24 protein-coding genes are annotated in these 24,086 nt (G+C 55.9%); 14 read left to right on the top strand and 10 right to left on the bottom strand.

The genetic code is table 11. The annotated features are described in order from the left end of the window. Nucleotides 1-60: 60 nt before the first annotated feature. Complete coding sequence (locus Yoon_RS14560) at nt 61-288, bottom strand: DUF1127 domain-containing protein (protein WP_238113143.1); 228 nt, start codon at nt 286-288, stop codon at nt 61-63. Nucleotides 289-399: 111 nt separating this feature from the next. Between Yoon_RS14560 and Yoon_RS14555 the strand changes: the two genes are divergently transcribed. Beyond that, a complete protein-coding gene (locus Yoon_RS14555; protein ID WP_238113141.1) occupies nt 400-1,272 on the top strand; it encodes a LysR family transcriptional regulator in 873 nt (290 codons plus the stop codon). Here the strand turns inward: Yoon_RS14555 and Yoon_RS14550 are convergent. Further along, nucleotides 1,262-2,221 (bottom strand): NADPH:quinone oxidoreductase family protein, encoded by a 960-nt coding sequence (locus tag Yoon_RS14550; protein WP_238113140.1) that lies wholly within the window; start codon nt 2,219-2,221, stop codon nt 1,262-1,264. The genes Yoon_RS14555 and Yoon_RS14550 overlap by 11 nt on opposite strands. Before the next feature lie 278 nt (nt 2,222-2,499). On the opposite strand from Yoon_RS14550, the gene Yoon_RS14545 reads away from it, so the two are divergent. The 4 genes from Yoon_RS14545 (at nt 2,500) to Yoon_RS14530 (ending at nt 5,562) form a co-directional block, all read left to right on the top strand. Then, on the top strand, nt 2,500-2,871 hold the full coding sequence (locus Yoon_RS14545) for a helix-turn-helix domain-containing protein (RefSeq protein ID WP_238113139.1): 372 nt from the start codon (nt 2,500-2,502) through the stop codon (nt 2,869-2,871). Between the two features lie 71 nt (nt 2,872-2,942). Then, nucleotides 2,943-3,752 (top strand): inositol monophosphatase family protein, encoded by an 810-nt coding sequence (locus Yoon_RS14540; RefSeq protein WP_238113138.1) that lies wholly within the window; start codon nt 2,943-2,945, stop codon nt 3,750-3,752. Continuing rightward, nucleotides 3,745-5,079, top strand: coding sequence for an 8-oxoguanine deaminase (locus tag Yoon_RS14535; RefSeq protein WP_238113137.1), 1,335 nt, complete (start codon nt 3,745-3,747; stop codon nt 5,077-5,079). Before Yoon_RS14540 ends, Yoon_RS14535 begins: the two co-directional genes overlap by 8 nt. A 9-nt stretch (nt 5,080-5,088) precedes the next feature. Next, nucleotides 5,089-5,562: a CAP domain-containing protein gene (locus tag Yoon_RS14530; RefSeq protein WP_238113136.1), complete on the top strand. Its 474-nt coding sequence runs from the start codon at nt 5,089-5,091 to the stop codon at nt 5,560-5,562. Here Yoon_RS14530 and guaD read toward each other — a convergent pair. Beyond that, nucleotides 5,559-6,848: a guanine deaminase gene (gene guaD / locus Yoon_RS14525; protein WP_238113135.1), complete on the bottom strand. Its 1,290-nt coding sequence runs from the start codon at nt 6,846-6,848 to the stop codon at nt 5,559-5,561. The genes Yoon_RS14530 and guaD overlap by 4 nt on opposite strands. Before the next feature lie 100 nt (nt 6,849-6,948). Between guaD and mgtE the strand changes: the two genes are divergently transcribed. The 3 genes from mgtE to Yoon_RS14510 are packed head-to-tail and all read left to right on the top strand — an operon-like array spanning nt 6,949 to nt 9,614. Further along, on the top strand, nt 6,949-8,322 hold the full coding sequence (gene mgtE, locus Yoon_RS14520; RefSeq protein ID WP_238113134.1) for a magnesium transporter: 1,374 nt from the start codon (nt 6,949-6,951) through the stop codon (nt 8,320-8,322). Further along, nucleotides 8,319-8,870 carry a 5-formyltetrahydrofolate cyclo-ligase gene (locus Yoon_RS14515; protein WP_238113132.1) on the top strand — a complete coding sequence of 184 codons (552 nt, stop codon included), beginning with the start codon at nt 8,319-8,321 and terminating at the stop codon, nt 8,868-8,870. Before mgtE ends, Yoon_RS14515 begins: the two co-directional genes overlap by 4 nt. 33 nt (nt 8,871-8,903) lie before the next feature. Further along, nucleotides 8,904-9,614: a leucine-rich repeat domain-containing protein gene (locus tag Yoon_RS14510; protein WP_238113130.1), complete on the top strand. Its 711-nt coding sequence runs from the start codon at nt 8,904-8,906 to the stop codon at nt 9,612-9,614. A 3-nt stretch (nt 9,615-9,617) separates the two neighbouring features. On the opposite strand, the gene Yoon_RS14505 is transcribed toward Yoon_RS14510, so the two are convergent. From Yoon_RS14505 to Yoon_RS14495, 3 genes are all read right to left on the bottom strand, one after another. Then, complete coding sequence (locus tag Yoon_RS14505) at nt 9,618-10,367, bottom strand: YebC/PmpR family DNA-binding transcriptional regulator (protein WP_238113129.1); 750 nt, start codon at nt 10,365-10,367, stop codon at nt 9,618-9,620. A 72-nt stretch (nt 10,368-10,439) separates the two neighbouring features. After that, nucleotides 10,440-12,221 carry an SLC13 family permease gene (locus tag Yoon_RS14500; RefSeq protein ID WP_238113127.1) on the bottom strand — a complete coding sequence of 594 codons (1,782 nt, stop codon included), beginning with the start codon at nt 12,219-12,221 and terminating at the stop codon, nt 10,440-10,442. Nucleotides 12,222-12,269: 48 nt separating this feature from the next. Further along, nucleotides 12,270-13,085 (bottom strand): TIGR00282 family metallophosphoesterase, encoded by an 816-nt coding sequence (locus tag Yoon_RS14495; RefSeq protein WP_238113125.1) that lies wholly within the window; start codon nt 13,083-13,085, stop codon nt 12,270-12,272. A gap of 106 nt (nt 13,086-13,191) precedes the next feature. Here Yoon_RS14495 and Yoon_RS14490 point away from each other — a divergent pair, with 106 nt between their 5' ends. Further along, nucleotides 13,192-14,094: a DMT family transporter gene (locus tag Yoon_RS14490; RefSeq protein WP_238113122.1), complete on the top strand. Its 903-nt coding sequence runs from the start codon at nt 13,192-13,194 to the stop codon at nt 14,092-14,094. 1 nt (nt 14,095) lies between these two features. Here the strand turns inward: Yoon_RS14490 and choV are convergent, their stop codons facing one another. The 3 genes from choV to choX form a co-directional block, all read right to left on the bottom strand. Further along, a complete protein-coding gene (gene choV / locus Yoon_RS14485; protein ID WP_238113120.1) occupies nt 14,096-15,109 on the bottom strand; it encodes a choline ABC transporter ATP-binding protein in 1,014 nt (337 codons plus the stop codon). Next, complete coding sequence (choW, locus tag Yoon_RS14480) at nt 15,106-15,942, bottom strand: choline ABC transporter permease subunit (protein ID WP_238113118.1); 837 nt, start codon at nt 15,940-15,942, stop codon at nt 15,106-15,108. Before choW ends, choV begins: the two co-directional genes overlap by 4 nt. A 72-nt stretch (nt 15,943-16,014) precedes the next feature. Next, nucleotides 16,015-16,938, bottom strand: coding sequence for a choline ABC transporter substrate-binding protein (gene choX, locus Yoon_RS14475; protein ID WP_238113116.1), 924 nt, complete (start codon nt 16,936-16,938; stop codon nt 16,015-16,017). A gap of 90 nt (nt 16,939-17,028) precedes the next feature. Here choX and betI point away from each other — a divergent pair, with 90 nt between their 5' ends. The 5 genes from betI (at nt 17,029) to Yoon_RS14450 (ending at nt 22,604) form a co-directional block, all read left to right on the top strand. Next, complete coding sequence (betI, locus tag Yoon_RS14470; protein ID WP_238113114.1) at nt 17,029-17,610, top strand: transcriptional regulator BetI; 582 nt, start codon at nt 17,029-17,031, stop codon at nt 17,608-17,610. Continuing rightward, nucleotides 17,607-19,115: a choline-sulfatase gene (betC, locus tag Yoon_RS14465; RefSeq protein ID WP_238113113.1), complete on the top strand. Its 1,509-nt coding sequence runs from the start codon at nt 17,607-17,609 to the stop codon at nt 19,113-19,115. The genes betI and betC overlap by 4 nt, the downstream gene beginning before the upstream one ends. Nucleotides 19,116-19,158: 43 nt before the next feature. Further along, nucleotides 19,159-20,610: a betaine-aldehyde dehydrogenase gene (betB, locus tag Yoon_RS14460; RefSeq protein ID WP_238113112.1), complete on the top strand. Its 1,452-nt coding sequence runs from the start codon at nt 19,159-19,161 to the stop codon at nt 20,608-20,610. Further along, on the top strand, nt 20,610-22,268 hold the full coding sequence (gene betA, locus Yoon_RS14455; RefSeq protein ID WP_238113111.1) for a choline dehydrogenase: 1,659 nt from the start codon (nt 20,610-20,612) through the stop codon (nt 22,266-22,268). Before betB ends, betA begins: the two co-directional genes overlap by 1 nt. A 93-nt stretch (nt 22,269-22,361) precedes the next feature. After that, nucleotides 22,362-22,604: a YdcH family protein gene (locus tag Yoon_RS14450; RefSeq protein ID WP_238113110.1), complete on the top strand. Its 243-nt coding sequence runs from the start codon at nt 22,362-22,364 to the stop codon at nt 22,602-22,604. Nucleotides 22,605-22,640: 36 nt separating this feature from the next. Here the strand turns inward: Yoon_RS14450 and Yoon_RS14445 are convergent, their stop codons facing one another. Further along, nucleotides 22,641-24,041, bottom strand: coding sequence for a short-chain fatty acyl-CoA regulator family protein (locus tag Yoon_RS14445; protein WP_238113109.1), 1,401 nt, complete (start codon nt 24,039-24,041; stop codon nt 22,641-22,643). Nucleotides 24,042-24,086: the final 45 nt, after the last annotated feature.

Genomic DNA, 24,086 nt, shown 5'->3' with positions numbered 1-24,086 from the left:
TGCTGGCAATATTGGCAGCTATGCACAATTTTTCAAGGGCAATGCCGGACAATCACAGGATTAAATGTCGCCATTTTTCCAGTTTTGCGGCGCGTCCCATGGTGCTTTGCTGGCTTCATGCATGGCTTGGCCCCTGGAAATGCCGACATCGCGCAACAGACGATCGTCAAGATTCCGCAGCTGGTGGCGTTGGCGTGCAACCCCAAAGGCGGTGATGATGTGCGCCAGCAGGCTAACACGTTGGCGCGGGTGGCATGTGGCGGTGTGGTTCAGTGCGTGTGACATCATATGCCCTTTCGTGATGTTTGGCGGTGTTTGTATTTCTATGCTTGATGAGTACCCGCTCTATGTGCATTATGAAAATGAATGTTTGAGTTATAACACATCAAGGAAATTGATATGGCGCGAAATCTTGATCTGACGGCGTTGCGGTCGTTTGTTGCTGTGGCTGATACCGGCGGGGTGACAAAGGCGGCCGGGCTTTTAAACCTGACACAATCTGCTGTCTCAATGCAGCTCAAGCGGCTTGAAGAATCGCTTGATGCGTCCCTATTGGACCGCTCTGCACGCACCATTGGGTTGACGTCGCAGGGCGAGTTGTTGCTCAGCTACGCCCGGCGGATGCTCACGCTGAACGACGAGATATACGGGAAGCTGACCGCCACGCAGTATGAATGCGAAATTACGCTTGGGGTGCCACATGATATTGTCTACCCGGTCATTCCGACGGTTCTGAAGCAGTTTTCAGCCGCTTACCCCCGCGTGCGTGTGCATCTTGTATCGTCCTTCACCCGCGAATTGGTGGCCAATTTTAAGCAAGGTAAGGTCGATGTAATTTTGACCACTGAAGACACCGTGGACGCGGGCGGCGAAACATTGACGCAAATCCCATTGATTTGGGTTGGCGCGCCGGGCGGACAGATTTGGAAGCAACGGCCGTTGCGGCTCGCTTATGAAGAACACTGCATTTTCCGCAAATTCGTGCAGCGCCGTCTGGACGAAGCCGGAATCCCTTGGGATATGGTTGTCGAAAGCAATTCAAGCCGCACGATTGAAGCAACCGTCAGCGCCGATATGGCCGTGCATACCATGCTTGAAGGCACACAACCGCGTCATTTCGAACAGATCAATCATCAAGGCAGCTTGCCTACCTTACGCAATATGAACGTCAATATGTATCAGGCGCGCCTTGATGATGGACCTGTCATCCGGGATCTCGCGGGGTTCATACGCGACGGATTTGCGGCAATGCGCGCGCCGGTTATGGCGTAACGACAACCTTGCCGATGGATTTGCGCGTGCGCAGTAAATCAAGCGCATCCGCTGCTTGCGCCAAAGGCAGGACATCGCTGATATGCGGTTTCAGCCGCCCGGCGATCTGCCACGCCATCAGGGTGCGCAGGCTGTCTGTCAACGCTTCGGGATTGAATTTGAGATATCCACCCCAGTAAAACCCGATGACGCTGATGTTTTTGACAAGCAAGATATTGGCGGGGATAGGGGGGACCTCTCCGCTCGCAAATCCGATGGTGAGGATCCGGGCCTCGCGGTTGCAGGCGCCAAGGGCTGCTTTGAAAAGATCGCCACCGACAGGATCATAGACAACATCCGCACCGCCAAGCGCTTTGACGGTTTCTTTGATGTCATCTGATGTGCTGTCGATCAGGTGATCGGCCCCGGCATCCTGTGCTGCCTGCAATTTATCTGCGCCGCGTGCCACGGCAATAACTGTCGCGCCCATTGCTTTGCCAACTTCAACCGCAGTGAGCCCAACGCCACCAGCCGCGCCAAGTACCAAAAGCGTTTCCCCGGCTTGCAATTGGGCGCGCCGGGTCAGCGCAAGGTGGGATGTGCCATAGGCAACCATAAACCCTGCCGCGACCTCGGACGGCATTGCATCTGGGATCGGTGTACAAAGATGTGCCGGGAAGACACCCTTTTCAGCCAGTCCGCCCGCACCACCAAATACGGCAACACGGGTGCCGATGGCGGGGCTGGTGACACCGGGACCATGGGCAATGACGGTACCGCAAACTTCCATCCCAAGGGTAAACGGCAGGGTGGGGGTGTCTTGATAAGTACCTTTTGCCATCAACAGATCGGCGAAATTCAAACCGCAAGCCGCAATATCGAGCAAAACCTCACCAGATTGTGGTGTCGGCACAGGGATTTGTGCGATTTGTGGCGGTTGTTGGTGTGAATTGACCTGAAAAGCACGCATCTGACTTCGAATCACTCCCATGAACTAACAAATCTTGCTTATCAGACCGAAGGAGCTCTCTTCAATTCGCTCAATTTTTTACCATTTGGTAACTAATTCTTCTGGTTGAACCTGTCCTTAAGGGCAGGATAGGGGCTGCAACCGTTGCGTGTTCTTGTTTGAAGGTGCAATGCATGGGTATCGGAGACAAAATGTGGGCGTTCATTCGTACGCATTGCGCTCCAAACTCATAACGCGGTTAGTGATTTGCCGCAGAAAACCGCACGAAGGAACGATTGATGAAACACCCGGTAGACGTACATGTTGGCAAGCGCATTCGCCATCGCCGTTGGATGAACGGAACGACACAGCAACAATTGGCTGAAAATGTTGGGATCAAATTCCAGCAAATCCAAAAATATGAAACTGGTATGAACCGGGTTAGCGCGTCGCGGCTTTGGGATATCGCAAATGTTCTGGACGTGCCTGTTTCTTTCTTTTTTGAAGGACTTGATCAAGAATCTGATGCTGACACGGCGAACGGCAATATGCCCGGCGATATTCTGACAGATAAAGAAGCACTTGAATTGTTGCGTTCTTACTATGCAATTCCTGAAAACCAGCGCCGTCGCCTGTTTGACCTAGCGCGCGTTCTTAGCGAAGCGGCCTAAAGCCGCCTTGACCTGCCCATCTGCAGCGCGTTACCGCTTTGGTAACACAAGCTGCAGGCGGGACAGATCATATGACGATTGATAGTAACCTTCAGGCCGAGCTGATCCGCGTCGCACATCTGCTTGCGGATGCGGCCCGACCTGAAACTCTAACGCACTTTCGAACGCCCGGATTGGTTGCGCAAGATAAGGGCGTGCAAGGGTTTGATCCCGTTACGGTTGCGGACCGTGCTGCTGAACAAGCGATGCGCGCGATCCTTAAGGCTGAACGCCCGCATGACGCGATATTAGGCGAAGAATTTGGTGCAACCTCTGGCACATCTGGGCTGAAATGGGTCTTGGACCCAATCGATGGCACTCGCGGCTATATTAGTGGCACCCCGACTTGGGGAGTTTTGATTTCAGTTGCAGATGAAAACGGCCCCTTGTTTGGGTTGATTGATCAGCCGTTTATTGGCGAACGTTTTGCTGGTGGCTTTGGTGTCGCCGAAGTTGATGGGCCCATGGGCACCCAACCGCTTGCGACCTTGCCCGCGCGCGAACTGTCTGATGCGATCCTTTTGTCTACCTTCCCCGAAGTGGGTACTGAGGCCGAAGAAAACGCATTTCACACCGTTGCCAAACGCGCCAAGCTGACCCGTTACGGAATGGATTGTTACGGCTACGCGCTGTTGGCCGCAGGGCAAGTTGATCTGGTAATCGAAGCAGGCCTGAACGCTTATGACATCCAAGCCCCGATTGCAGTGATCCACGCCGCAGGCGGGATTGTCACCGATTGGGCAGGCGGGCCTGCGCACCAAGGTGGTCAGGTGCTGGCAGCTGCGAACCGGGAAATCCATGCGCAAGCACTGGCTATATTGCAGGAAGCAATCGATGACTGAAACGCTGATCAAAAATGCTGACGTCATTCTGACGATGGATGATGCGCGCCGCGAATTAAAAGGCGCAGATATTTTGATCAAAGACGCTGTGATCGCGGCGGTCGGGCAGGGTCTATCAACGCAAGGCCAGACCGTTGACGCCAGTGGCGCGATCGCGACGCCGGGGCTGGTGAATACGCACCATCATCTTTATCAAACGTTGACCCGTGCTGTACCCGGCGCGCAAGACGCGCTGCTGTTCGGCTGGCTGCAACGGCTCTATCCGATTTGGGCGCGTTTCGGGCCCGAGGAAATGTTTGTGTCGGCCCAAGTTGGCCTTGCCGAATTGGCGCTGTCGGGCTGCACGCTCACGTCTGATCACCTGTATCTTTATCCCAACGGGTCGCGGTTGGATGACACGATTGCCGCTGCCCAAGAGGTCGGTTTGCGGTTCCACGCGACGCGCGGCGCGATGAGCATTGGCGAAAGCGATGGTGGGTTGCCACCCGATAGTTTGGTCGAAGATGAAAACGCCATCCTGCAAGACAGTATCCGGGTCATTGACGCGTTTCACGACCCCAATCCCGGTGCGATGGTGCGCGTGGGCGTGGCCCCTTGCAGCCCGTTTTCCGTCAGCCGTGATCTGATGCGCGATGCGGCGATCTTGGCGCGTGACAAGGGCGTGATGATGCATACGCATCTGGCCGAAAACGATGAAGATATTGCCTATTCCCTTGAAAAATTTGGATGTCGTCCCGGCCAATATGCCGAAGACCTTGGCTGGACAGGGGATGACGTCTGGCACGCGCATTGCGTGAAGCTTGACGGGCAAGAGATTGATCTGTTCGCCCGCAGTCGCACGGGCGTCGCGCATTGTCCGTGCTCTAACTGCCGGCTTGGGTCTGGCATCGCGCCGGTACGCGCGATGCGTGATGCGGGGGTAAATGTTGGGTTGGGTGTTGACGGGTCTGCAAGCAACGATATCGGGAATCTGATAGGCGAGGCCCGCCAAACCATGCTGTTGCAGCGGGTGCAAAACGGGGCCGACGCAATGTCAGCGCGCGAGGCGCTTGAAATTGCGACGCGTGGCGGCGCGCAGGTTTTAGGGCGTGATGATTGTGGCCAGATTGCGGTAGGTATGCGTGCGGACATCGCACTTTGGGATGCACAAACCGTTGAAAATGCAGGGTCTTGGGACCCTGCCGCACTTGTCTTAGCAGGGCCACAAAAAACCCGTGATTTGTTTGTAGAAGGCAAACAAGTCGTGTCAGATGGTCAAATGACAACCGTTAATCTGGGCGCGATGATCCGCCGTCAAAACGATTTGGCGCGAAAGCTACTAGATTAGGAGAGTGCATTGCTTATTCAAAAATTGTTGTTGGCATGTGCCGTTGCCTCGCTTGCGGCCTGTACTGTTTCTGCACCAACCACTGCGGCTTCGACCCGGTCGGCGCCTGTATCAGGACAATTTCACAGTGATTTGAATCAGTTCCGTGCGGCCAATGGCGTTGCTGAAATCCATGCGAGCGCGATGCTCACTGCGATTGCGCAAGCCCATGCCGAAGATATGGTCAACCGCAATTACTTTGGGCATGCCTCGCCCGGCGGCCCCAATGGGGCGACCTTGTCGCAACGGATGCGTGCTGGTGGGTGTCGCCCGGGTGCCGCCGCTGAAAACATTGCGCAGGGCCAACAAACTGACGCAAGCGTCTTTGCCGCATGGCGCGATTCAGCGGGTCACCGCACCAACATGTTAGGCAACCGCTACATTCGCTACGGCCTTGGCCGCGCAGGTAATACCTGGGTTACTGTCTTTGCGGCAGGCTGCTAAGCCCGCCGTTTTCCAGCTACGTATACATCGCGGATTGCCCTGTCGTCGCCCATCATAATGGTCGGGAACAGGGCGTCCCAAATATCTGTCGCACGCGCGTGACGTTGGCTGATTGCGCGTGTTGATGCCAGATCAAGCACGGTAATATCGGCCATGGCCCCGGCACCCAAATGGCCGATTTTCCCAGACATATGTAGCGCTTGCGCGGACCCTTCGGTGGCCAACCACATCAGCTGTGCAGGATGCAGCGCCATGCCGCGCAATTGCCCGATCTCATAGGCGGCAGCCATGGTCCGCAGCATAGAAAACGACGATCCGCCACCGGTGTCTGTCGCAAGGCCAATCGATAATCCAGCCTTTGCCAACCCCATGAGATCAAACAGGCCCGACCCAATAAATGTATTCGACGTGGGGCAATGCACCACAGCGGCGCCGACCTCACGCAAGCGGTCAATCTCGCGTGGCGTTAGGTGGATGGCGTGGCCGTACAGCCCCCTTTCACCCAGTAACCCATAGGATTCGTAGGTATCGAGATAATCACGGGCTTCCGGGAATAGCCCTTGCACCCATTCAATTTCAGGGAGCTGCTCGCTTAGGTGCGTTTGCATCAGGCAATTGGGGTGCTCTGCCCAAAGCGCGCCCAAGGCCACGAGTTGTTCGGGCGTAGATGTCGGCGAAAATCGCGGGGTGATCGCATATTGCGCGCGCCCGACGCCGTGCCATTTCTCAAGCAGGGATTTGCTATCGTCATAGGCCGATTGCGGCGTGTCTTGCAGGTTGTCAGGTGCGTTGCGGTCCATACAAGTTTTGCCGGCGATCACGGCCATATTGCGCGCGGATGCGGCCCCAAAAAACGCATCCACACTTGCAGGGTGGATGGTGCAAAAACTGGTGAGCGTGGTGGTGCCATGATCAAGTGCCAGATCAAGCGTGCGCCCCGCAATTTCATCAGCGTAAGCCGGATCGCCGAACCGCGCCTCTTCGGGGAAAGTATAGGTGTTCAGCCAATCAATCAGCTGTTTGCCCCAACTCGCGATCATTCCTGTTTGGGGATAGTGCATATGCGCATCGACAAAGCCCGCGCTGATCAGCGCATCCCCATAATCGGTGACAGGGGCATCAGGGTGGGCAGCGCGTAGGGCGCTGGCGGGGCCAATTTGCGCAATCCGGTCGCCTTCGATCAGCACCGCACCCGCGCTGTCGACATTCACCGCATCGCGCCAATCCCCGGTCAAAGGATTACCCGAAAAGCCAAGCGTTTGGCCAAGAAGAAGTTGTTTTGTCATGGCCCAACCATAAGGGCGCGCCAGAGCCGGGTAAATCGCTGAAATGACATTGCGGACTGGTCGTGATCGGCTATGTTGAACGCGGTAGCGAGGGCAGATCATGGCAGAGCAAACCGATATCTCCGAAGACGAAACCTTTGGTATCACCGATCGTTTGCTGGCCGATGTTCTTGCAGCGGTTGAGGCAAAAGATGCGCCAACCGTTGATGCGCTGCTTGACCCGCTACACCCGGCCGATATCGCCCATTTGATTGAACAGATCGACAGCCGTGACCGGCGCGATCTGATCACGGTGTGGAAAGGTGGGCTGGACGGGGATACCCTGTCGGAACTGCACGAAAGCCTGCGTGAAGAAGTCATAGAGCAGCTTGCGCCCGCCGAATTGGCCGATGCGGTGCGCGACCTGGAAAGCGATGATGTCGTCGATCTGGTCGAGTATCTGGGTGATGACCAGCAAGAGGCCGTGCTAGAGGCGCTTGACGCTGGTGATCGGGTGGTCGTCGAACAGGCGCTGTCCTACCCCGAAGAATCTGCCGGGCGGCATATGCAATCCGAATTGGTGCGTGTGCCTGAACATTGGTCGGTTGGCGAAGCGATCGATTATATGCGTTCGGATATTGTGCTGCCCGATCAGTTTTACCACGTGATTATGGTCGATGCGCGGCTCAAGGCGGTCGGCTATGTCACGCTGGGTCGTATTCTAAGCCATGCGCGCGATGTGCCCTTGGTCGATTTGGTCGAAGACACATTCCGCACCTTTCATGTCACACAAGACGTCGAAGACGTGGCCCAAGCGATCAACCACTACCACATGATTACCGCCCCTGTTGTCGATGACGACGGGCGGATTGTCGGGGTGATTACCATTGATGATGCGATGGCGTTTTTGGAAGAAGAAGCCGAAGAAGATATCTTGCGCCTTGCGGGTGTCGGCGAAGGGTCACTGTCTGACCGGGTGATTGAAACGACCAAACAGCGGTTCCCTTGGCTGGCTGTGAATTTGGTCACGGCGATTTTTGCATCGCTGGTGATTTCATTGTTCGAAGATACGATTGCCGGGCTTGTTGCGCTGGCCGTTTTGATGCCGATTGTCGCCTCGATGGGCGGGAACGCGGGCACGCAATCACTCACGGTGGCGGTGCGCGCGATTGCTACCCGCGATTTGACCGCTGCCAACGTCTGGCGGGTGATCCGACGTGAGGTTTTAGTGGGGCTGATCAACGGGCTGATATTCGCGCTGGTGATGGGCGCGGTTGGGATTTTGTGGTTTGGGTCGCCGATGCTTGGCGCGGTGATTGGTGTGGCGATGATCATCAATATGGTGGTCGCAGGGCTTGCGGGTACAGTGATACCAGTGATGCTGGAACGCTTTCGCATTGACCCTGCCTTGGCCTCTGGTGCCTTTGTGACGACCGTAACCGATGTGGTCGGGTTCTTTGCCTTTCTCGGACTTGCTGCGATGTGGTTGCTATGATGGATAAAACCGCCGCCCGTCAGGCCGCATTTGCGCGGCGCAAGAAAGCCCACGCTGACGCAAAGGCAAGTGCAGGGTATCTAAGCGAAGTTTTGGCTGGCTACCGGGGCGTGCCGTTGGCGGGCTACATGCCAATGCGTACTGAGATCAACCCGCTGCCCGCAATGGACGAAGCCGCCGCACATGGGCCTATTGGCGTCCCCGTGATCATCGCAGATGGCCAGCCATTACAGTTTCGGCTGTGGGAACCCGACAGCACGATGGTTAAAGGGGCCTTTGGCGCGCAAATCCCTGAAACAGGGGCATGGATGCAGCCCGAAATCGTAATCGTGCCGCTGGTGGCCTTTGATTCGCACGGTGGGCGGCTGGGCTATGGTGGTGGATTTTACGACCGGACATTGGAACAGTTGCGCGCCCAACGCCCGACAATGGCCATCGGATTTGCCTATGCAGCACAAGAGGATAGCGCGCTGCCGCTTGAGCCCACAGACCAACCGCTTGACCTGATCGTCACCGAAAAAGGTATCATCACGCCGGATTCACGCTAATATCCCTGCATATTATTGATGCGAGGATTTGAGATGCGATATTTGACCCTATTGGGCGCGGTCCTATTTTTAGCAGCTTGCCAACCAGAAGAGACCGCCGAAATGCGCGCTGCACAACGCGCCGAAGAAGCGATGGCGAAGGTCACGGATTGCGCCGCCGTGCAGTGCACAACACTAGATTTGGATGGCACGGGCATCGCTGACTATACCGTGTTGAACGACATGACCCACCTCAAGGTGCTGATGATCAGCTACACGGATTTCAGCGATTTGAATGATATCGCCGGGCTGACAGGGCTGGAAGAACTGCACATCGGATCGACAAATGTGAGCGATTTAACCCCGCTTTCCAACTTTCCAAATCTGCGGTTGCTACACATTCAGAACACGGATTTCACCGATATCGGTAGCCTGACGTCATTGCACAATCTTGAAGAACTGGCGATTGGCGAAAATAGTCTGACCGATATCAGTTTTGTGCGTAACCTGCCGAAGCTCAAGAACCTTGATATTTCGCGCTCGGATGTTGCAGATTTGGGGCCGTTACGGGGGCACCGCGCGCTAGAAACGCTTGAGATAGCCTATGCGCCCGTGACAGATTTAACGCCGCTTTTGCAGGTCAGAAGCCTTAAACGCGTTGGTACAGCCGAACCTTGGGGTGAAGATGCATTGGCCGCCCAACATGAACTGCTGCGCGGCCGGGACATTATTGTGGAATATGAACCTGAGATGGTGGTTTGCTAAAGATTACGCTTCAGCAAATGCGGACATCACCTCGTCTGAGGCTTCAAAGTTGGCGGTGACGCGTTGGATGTCGTCATCGTCTTCAAGCAGGTCGATCAGCTTCATCAATTTGGTCAGCCCTTCGACGTCCACTTCTGTGGTCATGTTCGGCTTCCAGATTAATTTGGTCGATTCTGACTCGCCCAATTCGGCCTCAAGCGCGGTGGACACGTCATTCAAATCAGTGTCAGCGCAATAGATCACATGGGATTCTTCGTCGCTTTGCACATCGTCCGCACCCGCTTCAATCGCGGCCATCATGACGGTGTCTGCGTCGCCCACAGATGCGGGATAAACCACTTCGCCGGTGCGATCGAACATAAACCCGACAGAACCGGTTTCGCCCAAGTTCCCGCCGTTCTTTGAGAACGTAGAACGCACGGTTGAGGCGGTCCGGTTGCGGTTATCGGTCATCGCTTCGACGATCACGGCGATCCCACCGGGGCCGTAGCCTTCATAGCGGATTTCATCGTAGTTTTCGCCTTCGCCCGCTTGCGATTTTTTAATCGCGCGGTCGATCACATCCTTGGGCACAGAGCTGGATTTGGCTTCTTTCACAGCCATCCGCAGACGTGGGTTTTTATCGGGGTCGGGGTCGCCCATCTTGGCGGCCACGGTGATTTCTTTGGCAAGCTTTGAAAACAGCTTGGAGCGCAGTTTATCCTGACGCCCTTTGCGGTGCTGAATATTCGCCCATTTGGAGTGGCCAGCCATTGGAAACCTCGTCTTTATCGATCTGAATTTGGGTCTCTATACGGCATCGGGACGTGCCCCCGCAACCCTTGGCTAAAGCGGCCAGATATGGGGGATCACAAAGGAAACAATCGGTGCCAACGACAGGTTCAGTGGGATGCCGAATTTGAGGAAGTCTGCGAATTTATACCCCCCCGGCCCATAGACAAGCGTATTGGTTTGATAACCAATGGGCGTGGCAAAGCTCGCACTTGCAGCGACCATCACTGCAACAACCAAGGGCCGTGGGTCAACGCCCAAAGCCCCCGCCAACCCAATCGCGATTGGTGTCATCACGACGGCCACCGCGTTATTGGAAACAAGTTCGGTCAATGTGGACGACAGCAGGTAAACCGCCAGAACGATGAAGAACGGTGGCAGCACCAGCATCACCGGCGAAAGTGTATCTGCGATCATCGCAACCGCACCAGAGCTTTGCAGCGCGGACCCAACCCCAAGCATCGCGAAAATCAGCGCGAGCAGTCGCCCGTCGATGGTCGAAAACGCCTCGTCCGCATCAATACAGCCTGTGGCAAGCACAAGCGTGACCCCGATCATCGCCAGCATAAGGATTGGCGCAACACCCATCGCGGCGAGCGCGACAACGGCCAGTAGAACCCCAATTGCAATCGGTGCATGGCGGCGGCGATAGGCACGCTGTGACGGCTTAGACACATCGCCAAGGTTCATATCTTCGGCAAGGCGCTGGATGTCTTCGGGTGCCCCTTCCAAAAGCAAAGTATCCCCAACGCGCACGATCATATCCTCGAGCTGCTGCCCAAGATTGGTGTCACGCCGGTGCACCGCCAGCGTATAGACTGCGTACCGCCGCCGCAGCCGTAATGTGCCCAACCTACGCCCGACCATTTTACAGTTCGGGGTGATCAAGACCTCAACCGTGGTGGTTTCCACTGCAGAAAGCTGATCAACGCGGCGCAGGTCTTTGGTGGCTTGCAGTGACAACAGCTCTGCCATCGCGGTGCGCAACACAACGCGGTCACCGACCTTTAGCGTTACTTCCTTGAGGTTGCGGCGCAGCGATGTATCACCGCGGACCACGTCAATCAGGCGCACGCCTTCGCGTTTGAACAGCTGAACCCCGGTGACATCGCGCCCGATCAGGTTACTGTCTGGGGGGATGACGGCTTCGGAAAAGAACCGCATTTTGGATCGGTCTGACAGCATCGTCGCCATGCTGGTACGATCCGGCAAAAGCCGGGGACCCGCAAAATAAAGATAGGCGAATGTCCAGGCGACAACCACAAGGCCGACGGGCAGAATTTCAATGATCCCAAAAGGTTCCATCCCGGATGATCGGGCGACCCCATCAACCAAAAGGTTGGTTGATGTACCCAGCAGGGTCATCGTGCCGCCGACAATGGCGGCATATGACAGCGGGATTAGCAATTTTGATGCCGATGTCCCCAAGGTGCGTGCGAGCTGCACAAAAACCGGGATCATAACGACGACCAAGGGCGTGTTGTTCATGATCGCGCTGGCAAAGGCTACGAAAATCAGGCTGCCGCCAATGGCGCGGGCTGGGCTGATCTTGGCCTGTTTTTCAACTACTTGGGTCATTGCATTCAGCGCACCCGTGCGTACGAGCGCGCCCACGATAATAAACATAGCCGCGATGGTCCAAGGCGCAGGGTTCGCCAAAACCGCGACCGCGTTTTCATAAGGAAGCACCCCTGAAATCAACAGGATTGAGACGCCAATCATCGCGACAACTTCGGTCGGATAAGCCTCGCGCAGGAACATGATGAACATGCCCACGACGACGAGCATTGTTAAAACCGCAGATTGCCCTTGGCTGAGAAGAATAAAATTACCCATACACTACAGTCTTGCGGGTTAACGCGCGGGGCGCAAGCGTTTGCGCATTCATGCAGGTCCAGATTGTGCTAGCCGCCCGCCTTGGCGCACCATTTCTACGCGGGTTGCCTTGCCCGTACGATCATCTGTTTCGACATACAGCCCGGATAGGGTAGCATCGCCTGCTGCAGGGGTGAACCGGGCCTTCGGCATGCCAGTGATAAAGCGGCGCATCGGTTCGGCCTTATCCATGCCAATCACCGAATTGTAATCGCCGCACATGCCCGCGTCAGACAGATAAGCCGTGCCGCCGGGTAAAATCATTGCGTCGCCCGTGGGCACATGTGTGTGGGTTCCGACCACGATGCTTGCACGCCCATCACAAAAATGCCCAGTAGCCATTTTTTCAGACGTGGCTTCGCAGTGGATATCAACGAGGCTGGCGTTGACTTGACCGCCCATCGGAAATTGTTTGAGCACGCCATCAAGCGCCGAGAATGGATCGTCAAAAGGGCGCTTCATAAAGACTTGACCCAAGACCTGCGCGATCAAAATCTTGCGTCCACCCGGTGCGTTGAACACACGTGCACCAACGCCGGGCGCCGATTTGGAGAAATTCAGCGGGCGGATGATGCGCGGCTCATTTGCGATGAACGTGAGCATGTCTTTTTGGTCAAACGCATGATCCCCAAGTGTCACCACGTCGGCCCCGGCATCAAGGATGATCTTGGCGTGATCGCCTGAAAGCCCCATCCCTGCGGTCGCATTCTCGCCGTTTACAATGACAAAATCGATCTGCCACTCCGCCCGCAAGCGCGGAAGGTCTCTGGTAATTGCGGCACGGCCAGCGCGGCCCATGACGTCGCCAAGGAAAAGTATTTTCATGCACACGTTGTTATGCGGATCGCGACGGTTCCACCAGATAATTTTTAGCTAAAAATCATCGCTGACCCTTATTGCCATTACCCCGCCAAGCTGCGACGCAGTTGCAATGGAAAAACAGACGCAATCGCGCCCTTTGATCGGGGTTGGCTGGATGATGTTTACCGGGGTGATGTTTGTCTGCGTCACGGCCGTGGTCAAACACGTGGGCAGCGATTTGCCCGCGGCCCAAACGGCATTTTTGCGGTTCCTTTTGGGTTCCGTGTTTCTGATACCGATGATCAAGCCGATTTTGGACGCGCATTTGACACGCCGACAGATCAAGTTTTTTGCGCTGCGCGGTCTGGTTCATACCTTTGCGACGATCCTATGGTTTTTTGCGATGGCCCGCATTCCCATCGCCGAAGTGACCGCGATGAATTACCTGTCGCCAATCTATGTCTCAATCGGGGCTGCATTGTTCTTGGGGGAACGTTTGCCGCCGCGCCGCTTGGCCGCTGTGATTATTGCCTTGATCGGCGCGCTTATTATCTTGCGTCCGGGGATTAGAGAAATTGAGCCGGGGCATATTGCGATGCTTGGCACGGCGGTCTTTTTTGCAATTGGCTATCTTATCGCGAAGCAGCTTTCGGGTGAGGTCTCTGCTGCCGTGGTGGTGGGCATGTTATCTATCACAGTGACAATTGGGCTTGCGCCTGCGGCCTTGGCTGTGTGGGTAACACCGACGTTGGCGCAGCTTGGTTGGTTGTTTTTGGTCGCTTGTTTTGCGACGGCTGGGCACTACGCGATGACGCTCGCCTTTGCAGCCGCTCCGCTGACAGTGACCCAGCCTGTCACCTTCTTGCAGCTCGTTTGGGCTGTGATTTTGGGGGCCGTCGTCTTTGGAGAGGCCGTAGACGGCTGGGTCGTCTTTGGCGGCGCTGTGATTATGGCCTCAGTCAGCTTTATTACATGGCGCGAGGCAGTCGCGCGCAGACAAGTCACGCCTACGCCGCTCGCCACCAAAGTTTAGCCTAAGCCGCCTGCGGTGCCAGTCTTGCCAAGAGAGAGGCCTGCGTGACCTGCCCAACAGGCGTGCCATCTTGCATGACCTGAAGCGCGCTTGCGTCGATCTGCGCGATTATCTCGCTGACGGGGGTTTCGATATCAACCTGCGGGCCGTCGCAGACCCCATCCACCATTACGTCGCGGGCCGTCAGTACCCCAAGCGGGTTCATATGGGCGACAAATTCCGCAACATAGTCATTGACCGGGTTTGTGAAAATATCACGCGGTGTGCCGCATTGCACAATGCGCCCGCCCTCCATAATCGCAATGCGATTTCCGATCTTAAAGGCCTCATCAAGATCATGGCTCACAAAGACAATCGTGCGGTTGCGGTCGCGTTGCAGGTCCAGCAACTCGTCTTGCAGCTTGGTGCGGATCAATGGGTCAAGTGCCGAAAACGGTTCGTCCATCAGCAAGATGGGCGCATCCGTGGCAAAGGCGCGCGCAAGCCCGACACGCTGTTGCATCCCGCCCGATAATTCACCAACCATCGCATCCGCACGGTCATCAAGGCCCACAAGCGCTAGTTCTTCAGTGACGCGTTGATTACGTGTCGCATTGTTTTGTCCGGCTAGCTCCAAACCCAGCCCAACATTGTCGCGCACGGTGCGCCACGGCAGCAGGCCAAATTGTTGAAATACCATCGCCACATCGCGTAGACGCAAGGCACGCAGCGTGCCTTTGTCGGCATTTGTGACAGAGGTCATGCCTTCAGAGGTTTTGATGCGCACATCACCGCGCGCCACAGGGTTCAGCCCGTTCACCGCCCGCAATAGCGTCGATTTCCCAGACCCCGACAGCCCCATGAGAACCAGAATCTCGCCTTCTTCGACATTGAGCGAACAATTGTGAACGCCAAGGATCTGGCCGGTGGCTGCGCGCACCTCGGCCCGGTCTTGGCCCACGTCCATCAGGGGCAGGGCGGTCTCCGGTTTGTCACCAAAAACGATGGATACATTGTCAAATTCTACAGCGCTCATTGTGTTTTCACCCGCAACATACGGTCCAGAATGATCGCGACAACCACGATCACCAATCCGCTTTCAAACCCTTTGGCCGCATTGACCTGCTGAAGCGCGCGCACAACTGGCACACCCAGCCCGTCTGCACCGACGAGGCCTGCAATCACGACCATCGATAGCGACAGCATGATCGTCTGGTTCAGCCCGGTCATGATCTGCGGCAATGCATAGGGCAATTCGACTTTGAAAAGGGTCTGACGCGGCGTGGCACCGAAGCTCTCAGCCGCCTCAAGTAAGGCTTGCGGGGTTGATGAAACCCCCAAATGGGTTAGCCGGATCGGCGCAGGCAGCACAAAAATCACGGTCGCCACAAGGCCGGGGACCATGCCGATCCCAAAGAGTACGATCATTGGTATCAAATAGACGAAGGTGGGCAGGGTTTGCATCAAATCCAGCACAGGGCTGATCGCGCGGTATAATTTGGGCCGATGGGCCGCAGCGATGCCAATGGGCACGCCAATGGCCATACAGCTGACACAGGCAAAAAAGATCAGGGTCAGGCTTTCGGTGGTTTCTTCCCAATAGCCTTGGTTCACGACGAATAGAAATCCGAGCGCGACAAGGGCGCAGGTTTTCCAATTGCGCTGCAATCCCCATGTGATCGCGACAAAAACAGCGATCACAATCAACGGGTGCGGGTATTGAAACACGGCTAGGACACTGTCGATCATAACGTTTGCCCCGTTCTCGACGCCGTCAAAAAGCCACTGCGCATTGTCGCGCAACCACTCAAACGCGGCTTTCGCGGTTTTCCCGACAGGGATTTTGGTTTCAGTTAGCCAGTCTAGCATCGCGGCAGGTTCCTTGTAGGGCGTGGCATCGCCCGACGGTTTGCGCCGGGCGATACGTCTTTTGGGCGCTGATTATTCAGCGACAGCTGCGGTCACCGCCGCGACAGCGTCGCCACCGTCTTTGGTCGTCACGCCATCAAGCCATGCGGTATACGCATCTGCGTTTTGGGCAAGCCAAGCTGTCGCCGCGACGTCTGCATCTTCGCCATCGTCAAGGATCGCTGCCATGATTTCATTTTCCATCGACAATGAGAATTCGAGGTTTGTCAGTAGTTTGCCGACATTTGGACATTCCGCGACATAACCCGCACGCGTGTTCGTATCGACAACCGCGCCGCCAAAGTTAGGGCCGAAATAATCATCGCCGCCTGACAGGTAACCCATTTCAAAGTTGGCGTTCATTGGGTGCGGTTCCCAGCCCAAGAAGACAATTGGCTCATCGCGTGATGAGTTGCGGTCAACTTGCGCCAACATGCCTTGCTCAGAACTTTCGACAACTTCGAAACCGGACAGGCCAAACGCATCACTGTCGATCATGTCTTGGATCAGGCGGTTGCCATCATTGCCTGGCTCAATCCCGTAGATTTCGCCATCAAGCGCGTCTGCGTGGGCCGCGATATCCGCAAAGTCATTGATGCCCAGTTCCATTGCCGCTTTGTTCACAGCCAATGTGTATTTTGCGCCTTCAAGGTTGGTGCGCACGATATCAACTGTGCCTGCTTCGCGGTATGGTGCGATGTCGGCTTCCATTGTTGGCATCCAGTTGCCCAAGAAGACGTCAACGTCGCCTTCGGCAAGCGAAATATAAGTGACCGGAACTGACAGGACTTTGATATCGGTTTCATAGCCAAGCGCATCTAGCACAACGCTGGTTGCGGCGGTGGTTGCCGTGATGTCGGTCCAGCCCACATCGGAAAAGGTAACATCGTCGCAGTCAGCCAATGCTGGTGATGCCGCGCATAGGGCGAGGGCAGAAAGAGTAGATCTGAGTTTCATGGTAATCTCCGTGTTGGTCGCGTTTTTCTTGATTGACGAGTCAATAAAGAACGATCTAATCTGCTTTGGCAACCTTACAGTGAGATTTTGATGCCAAAGCTTGGGATGGAACCTATCCGCCGCGCGGCCCTAGTGAAAGCAACGATTGATGAAATCGGGGCATCGGGGACGTTGGATATCACGGTCAGTAAGATCGCAAAGCGGGCGGGCATGTCATCGGCGCTGGCGCACCATTACTTTGGTGGTAAGGATCAGATTTTCTTGGCTGCAATGCGCCATACGCTTACGGTTTATGGGGCAGAGGTGCGCGGTGCGCTAATCATGGCAGACAATCCCGAATCGCGCCTAGAGGCGATTATTCGTGCGGGCTTTACGACCTCTAACTTCCGCCGCGAGATTGTTGCGGCGTGGCTGAATTTCTATGTTCTCGCGCAATCCAGCCCACAAGCCCGCCGCCTTCTGACAGTGTATCAAAGCCGCTTGCGCAGTAATCTGATCTACAATTTACGCCCGTTGATCGCTGATCGTGCAGCAGGTGCGGCGGAACGAATCGCGGGTCTTATCGACGGGCTTTACTTGCGGCGGGGGCTGGACCAAAGCGACGACGCAGGGCGCGACGCCACTAAACATGTGCTTGCGTTGTTACGCGCTGAACTGCGGGGACAATCATGAGCCAGCCCAATATCCTGATAATCATGGTCGATCAATTGAACGGCACATTGTTCCCTGATGGTCCTGCTGATTGGCTGCACGCGCCCAACCTGAAATCACTGGCTGCGCGGTCCACGCGCTTCCAAAACAGCTACACGGCCTCGCCACTTTGCGCGCCTGCGCGGGCGGCATTCATGTCCGGCCAATTGCCAAGCCGCAATGGCGTTTATGATAATGCCGCTGAATTCGCTTCAAGCATCCCAACCTATGCGCATCATCTGCGCCGGGCGGGGTATCAAACCTGCCTGTCGGGAAAGATGCATTTCGTCGGTCCAGACCAGTTGCACGGCTTCGAAGAACGGTTGACCACGGATATTTACCCGGCTGATTTCGGCTGGACTCCAGACTATCGCAAACCCGGTGAACGGATTGATTGGTGGTATCATAACATGGGGTCGGTGACTGGCGCTGGCGTGGCCGAGATTTCCAACCAAATGGAATATGATGACGAGGTCGCCTATCATGCGACCCGCAAAATCTATGACCTGTCACGTGGCCATGATGCGCGGCCTTGGTGTTTGACCGTCAGCTTTACGCATCCGCATGACCCCTATGTCGCCCGCAAGAAGTATTGGGATTTATACAACGACTGCGCCCATCTTGATCCGGTCGTGGATGAGATCGCTTATGATGATCTCGATCCGCATTCCAAGCGTCTCTATGATGCGATGGATGCCCGGAAATTTGATATAACCCCCGACCATATCCGCCGGGCGCGTCAGGCATATTTTGCGAACATCAGCTATCTTGATGATAAGATTGGCGAAATTCTGCAAACGCTCAAGGACAGCCGCCAAGAGGCGACAATCGTGTTCGTATCTGACCACGGCGATATGCTGGGCGAACGTGGCATGTGGTTCAAGATGTCGTTCTTTGAAGGGTCTGCGCGCGTGCCGTTGATGATCGCGAGCCCGGATATGGAACCTGGGCTGGTTCAGGTACCTGTCAGCACCATTAACCTGACACCGACGCTTTGCGATTTGGCGGAGGTTGATATGTCGGATGTGATGCCGTGGACCAGCGGCGAAAGCCTTGTGCCTTTGGGGCAGGGTGGCACGCGTGATACACCCGTGGCGATGGAATACGCCGCCGAAGGGTCCTATGCCCCGCTCGTGTCCCTGCGCTATGGCAAATGGAAATATAACCGCTGCGCGCTGGATGCGGATCAGCTGTTTGATATGGATGCGGACCCGCACGAGCTTACCAACCTTGCTGACGTTCCCGCCCACCAAGGCACTGTCACTCAACTGCGCGCCAAATCCGAAGCGCGCTGGGATTTGGACAAATTCGACGCTGATGTGCGCCATTCCCAAGCCTGCCGTTGGGTCGTGTACGAGGCCCTGCGCAACGGCAACTATTACCCGTGGGATTACCAGCCGCTCCAAAAAGCGTCTGAACGCTATATGCGTAATCACATGGACCTGAACATCCTTGAAGACGGCCAACGCTTTCCGCGTGGCGAATAACCCTTTCTTTTTTCCACAAAATACTCCCGCCGGAGGCGCCGCCATGACCACACAACCCAAAGCTAGCCATTTCATCGATGGCCAATATGTCGAAGATACCGCCGGAGAGCCGATCGAGGTGATCTACCCGTACACAGGTAAGGTTGTCGCGACCTTGCACGCTGCCACACCTGCGATTGTGGACCGTGCAATTGCGTCAGCCGCGCGCGCGCAAAAAGAATGGGCCGCCTGGACCGCCACGGATCGTGGCCGCGTGTTGCGCAAAGCGGCTGACATCATGCGGACGCGTAACCATGACCTGTCGGTCTTGGAAACATATGACACGGGAAAACCCTATCAAGAAACATCTGTGGCAGATGCGACCTCGGGTGCCGATGCGTTGGAATATTTCGGTGGTCTGGCCGCGAGCATCACGGGCGAACACATCCAGTTAGGTGATGATTTTGTCTATACCCGTCGCGAACCTTTGGGTGTGTGTGTCGGGATCGGCGCATGGAATTACCCGACACAAATCGCCTGCTGGAAAGGCGCACCCGCTTTGGCCTGTGGCAATGCGATGGTGTTTAAACCGTCAGAAACCACGCCGCTGTGCGCGTTGAAAGTCGCAGAAATATTGATAGAGGCAGGCGCACCCGCCGGTGTCTATAACGTCATTCAAGGCTACGGTGCCGTAGGTGCCTCGCTGATCACAGATGCGCGGGTCGACAAGGTATCACTGACCGGGTCTGTGCCGACAGGGCAAAAAGTCTATGCCGCCGCAGCCGAAGGGCTGCGTCACGTGACAATGGAATTGGGCGGCAAATCCCCAATGGTTGTCTTTGATGATGCGGATTTGGAAAACGCTGTGTCTGGCGCGATCTTGGGCAACTTCTATTCGTCTGGCCAAGTTTGTTCAAACGGCACCCGTGTGTTCGTCCAAAAAGGTATCAAAGACGCTTTTCTCAAGCGCCTGACAGAACGGCTTGCCGGGATCAAAATGGGTGATCCGCAAGACCCCGACGTGAACTACGGCCCGATGGTGTCAGAACGCCAACGCGATATTGTCGAAGGTTTCATCGCGAAAGGCATGGAAGAAGGGGCCACGCTGGTCGCGGGCGGTAAACGCGTGGATGGTGACGGGTTTTTCCTCGAAGCGACCGTCTTTGCGGATGTGACCGATGATATGACGATCGCGCGTGATGAAATCTTTGGCCCGGTTATGTCGGTGCTTGATTTTGAAACAGAAGAAGAGGCGCTGACGCGTGCAAATGCCACTGATTTTGGCCTTGCTGCGGGCGTGTTCACCGCTGACCTGACCCGCGCGCACCGGATGGCCGCAGGGTTCGAAGCAGGCACCTGCTATATCAACACCTATAACCTTGCACCTGTCGAAGCGCCTTTTGGCGGCTCTAAAATGTCAGGCGTCGGGCGTGAAAATTCAAAAGCCGCCATCGAACACTATAGCCAAATCAAAGGTGTTTATGTCGCGATGAGCGATGTGGAGGCACCGTTTTAATGGAGGCAGATTATGTCATCGTTGGGGCCGGATCAGCAGGGTGTGCAATGGCCTACCGTCTGGCCGAAGCTGGCAAGCAAGTGCTGATTATCGAACACGGTGGGTCAGACCGGGGGCCGTTCATTCAGATGCCCGCGGCCTTGTCCTATCCAATGAACATGAAAATGTATGATTGGGGGCTCAAGACCGAACCTGAACCGCATCTTGGGGGGCGTTCGCTGGTAACCCCGCGCGGCAAGGTGATCGGGGGGTCCTCTTCGATCAATGGGATGATTTATGTGCGCGGTCATGCCTGTGATTACGATCACTGGGCCGAAAGCGGCGCACAGGGCTGGTCCTATGCCGATGTGCTGCCCTATTTCAAACGGATGGAACATTGGCACGAAGGTGGCCATGGCGGCGATGCCGATTGGCGTGGCAAAGACGGCCCGCTGCATATCACGCGCGGCCCGCGCAAAAACCCGCTGACCCGCGCCTTTGTCAAAGCAGGCGAAGAAGCCGGGTATCCGGTCACCGGTGACTATAACGGTCAGCAACAAGAAGGCTTTGGCCCGTTTGATGCGACGATATACAAGGGGCACCGCTGGTCTGCGGCATCGGCCTATTTACGTCCGGCGCTTAAACGGCCTAATTGCAATATCATCCGTGCCTTTGCGCGGCGCATTGTGATCGAAAATGGGCGCGCTGTTGGTGTAGAGATCAGCCGCGGCAATAAGGTCGAAATCATCAAGGCAAACGTCGAAGTGATCGTGGCTGCCTCTTCGCTCAACTCGCCAAAGCTATTGATGCTTTCGGGGGTTGGCCCGGCAGATCACTTGGCAGAACACGGTATTGATGTGGTCGCGGACCGTCCGGGGGTCGGGCAAAACCTGCAAGACCATCTTGAGCTTTATATCCAACAAGCTGCGACAAAACCGGTCACGCTGTTTTCCTATTGGAATCTGCGCGGCAAGGCAAAAATTGGGCTCGAATGGTTGCTTTGGAAGACCGGTTTAGGATCGTCCAACCAGTTCGAAAGCGCCGGGTTTATTCGCTCTGATAAAGGGGTGAAATATCCCGATATTCAGTTCCACTTCTTGCCCATCGCGGTCAGCTATGATGGTAAAGTCGCGCCCGAAGGGCACGGGTTTCAGGCTCATGTTGGCCCGATGCGGTCTGTGTCGCGTGGTGCCGTGACTTTGAAATCGAGTGATCCCAACGAAGACCCGAAAATCGCGTTCAACTATATGTCTGATCCCAGCGACTGGGAGGATTTCCGCAAATGCATCCGCTTGACCCGTGAAATCTTTGGCCAGGCGGCGTTTGACGAATATCGTGGGCATGAAATTCAGCCGGGTGAGGCCGCGCAAACAGATGAGGCCTTGGATGATTTCATTCGGGACCATGCCGAAAGCGCCTATCACCCATGCGGCACATGTAAAATGGGCGCGGCCGATGATCCGATGGCCGTGGTTGATCCACAGGCGCGGGTAATCGGGGTCGAAGGTCTGCGTGTGGCCGATAGTTCGATTTTTCCACGGATTACAAATGGTAATCTGAATGGCCCTTCGATCATGGTCGGTGAAAAAGTTGCGGATTTTGTGCTGCAACGTCATCCACTGCCTGCTGAAAACGTGGAGCCGTGGATCAATCCAAATTGGGAAACTGCGCAGCGATAGGAACATGAAAATCCATTTGTTGATCGGGATCAATGCGGTGCGATTCCCTGCATCCTAAGCTTTGGCCAAGACAGCAAATTAAGGATAACAAAGATGTCACATACCCCGCACGAACTGCTCGAAGAATTTCCAGATCAGCATGATGCGATGCTTGCGCTTAAGGCCAACGATGCCCATTTTGCGAAGTTGTATGAAGAGTATCACGTTGTGAACCGGGCGGTTCACCGTGCCGAAACCGATGTTGAACCGACCGATGATGTGCATATGGCTGAAATGCGCAAACAGCGCATGGTGCTCAAGGATGAAATTGCCGGACTTTTGGCCAAAGCGGCCTAAGCGGCAGTTTGGCAGGGGCGTGCGCGCCCTTGCCGTTCAATCCAGTTGGTAGGGCAGGACACCACGGGTGTTCGGGTCCACGCTAAGCTGGCGTTCAAGCGGCGGGACAGAGCGCTGATGACAATCGCGCCGTTCGCAAATGCGGCATGAAATCCCAATTGGCGCATAGGCGCTTGGCGCGCCCAAATCCATATGATCGGCGTAGACAAGGGCGGGCGCATGTTTGACCTCGCAGCCAAGCCCAATTGCGTAGCGCCGCGTCGGGACATTGTAGGCGCCGCCGGATTTACTGACATCGCGCGCCAGACAGAAATACTGCGCCCCGTCAGGCGTTTCGGCAAGCTGGCGTAAAAACTGTCCGGGGTTAGCAAAGGCCTGATGCACGTTCCAAAGCGGGCAAGCGCCGCCAAATCGGGCAAATTGCAGCGTGGTTGCTGAATGGCGTTTGGTAATCGTTCCGGCCTGATCGACCCGCACAAAAAAGAACGGGATGCCCTTTGCACCGGGGCGTTGCAACGTGGAGAGGCGGTGCGCGACCTGTTCAATCGAGGCACCAAACCGGGTCGCCAGCAGCTCTAGATCATGGCGGTCGGATTGGGCGGCTTCTAGGAACGCGCCATAAGGCATCAGCGCGGCCCCTGCAAAATAGTTGGCCAGCCCAACCTTGGCGATGCTGCGGGCCTCGGGTGATTGAAACCGGGCCAGATCTAACGTCGCGTCCAATAGATCGCTTTGGGTGATCAAGGCCAGCTGCAATAGCAATTGAAAGCATTGGGTCGCAGGGTGGCTGTCGCGCGACATCGACAGGGTACGGCTGGCAGGATCATAATGCCTTAGCGTTTTGCTATTGGTAAAAGTGACGGTGATATTGTGCGCGGATAGCGCGCGCATGGCGGCTTGGGCTATTGTTTCATCCGGTTGGCGCTGGACCGCAAATCGTTCCGCGCTGCGGTCAACCGGGTCGATATAGTTGTCGCAATAATGAAAGAAATCACGCACCTCTTCCCAAGGGCTAGGTTGCAGGCGGACATCCTCGCGGCCCAGTGCCTCGTCCAGTGATGCAAGCCGTTCATGGGTTTGGCGATAGGCGCTATGTAAATCTAAAAACGCGCGGGCTATGGCAGGGGCGTTGGCCGCGACCAACCGCAAATCAGCAAGCGCGGGGGCAGGGCCCGCCAGTACTGGATCGGCCATCGCCTCGCGCATGTCACTCACCAATCGGGCCTCGTCCCCGGCTTGTAATTCGGTGACATCAAAGCCGAACTCTTGGGCTAGTCCCAACACCACAGCTGTCGATACGGGGCGGTTGTTGTTTTCCATTTGGTTCAAATAGGGCAAGGACACGCCCAGCTTAGCGGCGAAATCCTTTTGGGTCAGTGACAGCCGCCCGCGCAATTCGCGCAGCTTAGCCCCCGCATAAAGTTTTTGAACGGCCATCACGCACCTTTTGCAACTTAGCTAGGTTAGATTAGCTGCTGCAAA

The organism is Yoonia sp. I 8.24, from assembly GCF_022096995.1.
Lineage (GTDB): Bacteria > Pseudomonadota > Alphaproteobacteria > Rhodobacterales > Rhodobacteraceae > Yoonia.
Note: the sequence above shows the minus strand (reverse complement) of the source record. Positions and strands in the feature narration are given on the sequence as shown.